This is a genomic window from Rhizobium tibeticum, from assembly GCF_900110205.1.
In the GTDB taxonomy this organism is placed as follows: Bacteria; Pseudomonadota; Alphaproteobacteria; order Rhizobiales; family Rhizobiaceae; genus Rhizobium; species Rhizobium tibeticum.
Window position 1 is genome coordinate 992 of the sequence record NZ_FOCV01000102.1, and the last position, 3,798, is coordinate 4,789.

Annotated in this window: 5 protein-coding genes; 2 read left to right on the top strand and 3 right to left on the bottom strand. The window is 56.3% G+C overall.

Annotated features, from left to right (window positions below; genetic code table 11):
* Together BSG20_RS34625 and virD1 are read right to left on the bottom strand one after the other, a co-directional pair.
* Positions 1-1,208 (bottom strand): relaxase/mobilization nuclease domain-containing protein (locus BSG20_RS34625; RefSeq protein ID WP_093041943.1); only part of this gene is annotated, 1,208 nt, incomplete at its 3' end.
* Between the two features lie 37 nt (positions 1,209-1,245).
* A complete protein-coding gene (gene virD1 / locus BSG20_RS34630) occupies positions 1,246-1,704 on the bottom strand; it encodes a T-DNA border endonuclease subunit VirD1 (protein WP_244551848.1) in 459 nt (152 codons plus the stop codon).
* A 248-nt stretch (positions 1,705-1,952) separates the two neighbouring features.
* Here virD1 and BSG20_RS34635 point away from each other — a divergent pair, with 248 nt between their 5' ends.
* Positions 1,953-2,648, top strand: coding sequence for a conjugal transfer ATPase VirC1 (locus tag BSG20_RS34635; RefSeq protein WP_018009311.1), 696 nt, complete (start codon positions 1,953-1,955; stop codon positions 2,646-2,648).
* Position 2,649: 1 nt separating this feature from the next.
* Positions 2,650-3,243 carry a conjugal transfer protein VirC2 gene (locus tag BSG20_RS34640; protein ID WP_093041939.1) on the top strand — a complete coding sequence of 198 codons (594 nt, stop codon included), beginning with the start codon at positions 2,650-2,652 and terminating at the stop codon, positions 3,241-3,243.
* 292 nt (positions 3,244-3,535) lie between these two features.
* Here BSG20_RS34640 and BSG20_RS34645 read toward each other — a convergent pair.
* Positions 3,536-3,798 (bottom strand): DDE-type integrase/transposase/recombinase (locus tag BSG20_RS34645; protein WP_143147620.1); only part of this gene is annotated, 263 nt, incomplete at its 5' end.

Sequence of the window (3,798 nt, forward strand, 5' to 3'; positions counted from 1 at the left end):
GCGCGTTCTTCGGCTTCACGTTGTTCACGGGCCGCTCGCTGGCCCCGGGTTTCGATGATGCCGGGGGCGTAGCGGCGGCGCTTACGTTGCTCCGGCCGCTCCAAATCGAGCTCTTCTGGCCTTTGGACGTCCCGCCTTGCGCGTTCTTCGGCTTCACGTTGTTCACGGGCCGCTCGCTGGCTCCGGGTTTCGATGATCCCGGGGGCGTAGCGGCGGCGCTGCCGTGGGCGCGGGTGTGTATTGGAACCGCCGTCTTGAGTTTCCGTCTCCGGGCGCCGACGACGTCGGGTTTGGCGCTGTTGCTCGAAACCGCTCTCGTCTTGTGTACCGTGTCCCACAGCTTGTCCCTGCCCATCGGAATCGCTCCGTCTTCTCGAGTCAAAATCGTCGTCAATACGAACTTCATCGACCGTATTGTCGCGGGTGGCCGGTCTGGCGTTGCTTCCCGATGCTTGCCCAGGGGTGTCTCCGTGACTTGGTCCATATGGACCGCCGCTGGGCCTTAGGGCCCTGTCGGCGTCGCCAAGGTTTGGGGGGCTGGATGATCCTCGGGGAGTGGCGGGAACATCGGGTTCTGGGTGCGGGCGAATCGCAACTGTTTCTCCAGCCCGCTGCCTGCGTCGGAACTCCGCATAAGTAATCGGTCGCTCCATGATGTGGCGCTCAGCACGCGAGGTCGCATCCAATTCGATACCGCTGTCATACGCGGCATCAACAAGTGCTGTGCGCATATTGTTGTAATTGTGATGGGGATGGCGGCGCGAGATTTTCAACCAGTGGCCTTCCAGTGCCCTGCGATTGACCACAACATGCAAATGTGGATGTTGGCGGTCGACATGAAAGGCAGTGGTGTAGTCGAATGTACCGCCTTGGCGCCCCGAACCGAATACGTTTTCCGCCCACGCCCGGCCCGCAGCGTGTGCGTTGTTGGTATCGGTCCCCCGCGGAAAGCTGACGATTATGTGCGTGGTCAGGTCCTGGTTGCTTTCTGCCTCTGGCTGGCCAGGTTGGTAGTTGCCGGTTTGCTCGGCCCAACTGCGTGCCATCTCGAAAAGGCGATCGTATGGCACCGCAACACTCTGAAGACGCGAGGATCGCAGGAGGTCAATGGTGCCCTCGCGAGACAGGTAATTCAGCTGATCCCGGATTTGGCGTGCGGTACGAGCGCCGCCTCGAGGCACAATTCTTATGATGGCTTGCGGGGGCATCTTGGCCACCTGACAGCGACGTTCCCAGAATATCCTCTCACTGTTCGCTCTCCTGTAATAATCTTCGGCCGTCTTGCCGCCGTCGAGAAACGTTCAGTATTGTGCGAAGCAGGGCGTCGAGGGCGGCGAATTCTTGGCCAAACTGCTGCCTATAGCTCTCGAAGCGTTCGATATCCACTCTACCATCGCGACTTGCAATCCGGCTCGTGTCGTTGAGCGCATCGGCAATTTGACCAATGCTGCTGGTGATTTCTTGGAGGTTTTGGCGAGTGTGGGCGTCAATTTCCAGGAAGCCTGCTATCCGACGCACTGCGATGCGGAGAGCTAAGTTGCTTGTCAGCCCGAGCGTCCGCAATTGTTCCGAGAAAGATTCAAATTCGGCCGACCGCAGCCGCACGCTAACTATCTTATAGCCGAGCGGGTCAACTATTGCGGCGCTTCGTCTTCTACGAACAGGAGCATCGCTGAACAAGTTAGGGGAGTAGTCCTCTGTCATTTCTATGCCCCGCATTCGCAGAAATAGTCTCACGCAATTTTACAACGGAAACTAGCAGAAATTATCATAGAGATATCCATCGTAAATGGAATAGGCGAACGGTTACAGGTGTAACTGAGCGCGATGAAGCATTTACTAATATGCGATGGAATTTCGTTGCCACAGGCGAGCTTCATGATTACATCGGTACTTAATACAAAGCGATTCTAGCTTTTGTGGAAGCATCAAGGCGCAGGCAAAACTACGACATGAAACTGATTACTTGCTGCTCATTCAAAGGCGGAGCGGGTAAAACCACAGCCTTAATGGGGCTGTGTTCCTGGCTTGCCTCCAAGAAGAGGAGGGTTGCGTTGTTCGAAGCTGACGAAAACCGTCCCCTTACGAAATGGAAAGAAAACGCCCTTCGCAACGGCGCTTGGGATCATCAATGTGAGGTGTTCGTCGCCGATGAGTTGCCTCTACTGGAGGACGCATATCAACAGGCTGAAGCTGCTGGCTTCCATTATGCGCTGGCTGACACCCATGGCGGTCTGAGTGAACTGAACAATGTTATTGTTGCCAGCTCCGACTTTCTGCTGGTGCCGACCATGCTGACACCTCTGGACATCGATGAAGCGCTTGCGACGTATCGCTACATCATCGAGCTGCTACTGGCAGAGGAACTGCAAACGCATACCGCAATTCTTCGCCAGCGAGTTCCCATTGGCAGACTGACGGTCTCTCAACAGACCGCCTATGATATGCTAGAGCGTCTGCCAGTGTTTGATGTGCCAATGTATGAGCGTGATGCCTTCGCGGCCATGAAGGAGCGGGGGATGTTGCATATAACGGTGGCGAATCTGTCCCACGCTCCCGCAATGCGACTAATGTTGCGTAACAATCGCCGCGCATTGGATGAGCTTGCCATGATCGGTGCCTTCGTAGAGAACGCGTTGGAGGGTTGATGTGGGTATCCGCAAACCGGCTGTTTCGGCGCAGGAGGCGCGCCGACTTGCGACGGGCCAATCGGCGAGGTCGTTCCAAGAGAGTATGCTGGCCTCCTCAAATCCGCGAGTAGCGATCGCACCACTCGAGCCGACCAGTCGCCAGACGGGTGATAGAACAGTACCTTCCCAAGCTTTGCCCGCGAGAAGGTCCGTTCTTCTTCCGAATGAACGCCACGACGAAGATCCGAAGGTGCAGGTGTTTCTGTCAGCGGCGCTTCCCGCCCGCGGCATCTCCGCGACTTTTGACGCGTTAAGTGCCGAGTCTCGCCCTGCCCGGGCCCTACAGATGATATTACAGCGTGCTTTGGACGACTACGAGTTGATGCTGTCCACCGGCTCGTTTGCCGAAATCGCGCCGGCCTACTCCGTTGAGGAGCCACTATCTATAGTTGCGACGTCGCGCATGATGCCGCGACGGCTGGTCGATATTGCCCTCGCCCATTTTGATCCGTTGGGTTTCAATAGTGCCCGGGCCTTCGGCCGTAAACTTGCTAGCTCGGCTCTTTGCATTTTCTTTAACAACGAAAAGAAAGTTACCCACAGACAACGCTGATCTGGGTTCGAATTTGTGCTGCGGAGCGGTTGGTCTGGGATGGGACGATGAGGTTTCGGACGGTGGAGAAGATCGACACGAAAAGTACTGTCACATTGATTGAGCGGTAAGGAAATTGAGGTAGCATCACACCCATGAGCGTGAGTGCACCGACCTACCAGAACCACCGCTATCCGATCGAAATCGTAGCGCGTGCTGTCCGGCTCTACTTTCGCTTTAATCGGGCCTGATGAGGTCAACGGGCGATGTCACGTTGTTTGATCAACGGCCGAAAAGTCGCTTGTCGGTAAACTCAGGCAATTGCAGCGGTCACGGCTTTCCACTGCGCCATGGCGCGGATCCGATGAATATGGGTGGCTAGGGCTGAGTGTCTCTGGTGCGGCGCGACGAAAAGATTTCTGACTGCTGAAAAGACCGAGATGAAACGTTGCAAACCTCCGACGGATCGAAAGCCCTGCATCATCCGCTCTCGTTTTCGAAGCGGCACGTGAGAATTCTCTGCGCGATTGTTAAGGCCCTTGTGCGATCGATGTTCGACAGTGGGCATCACGTCCC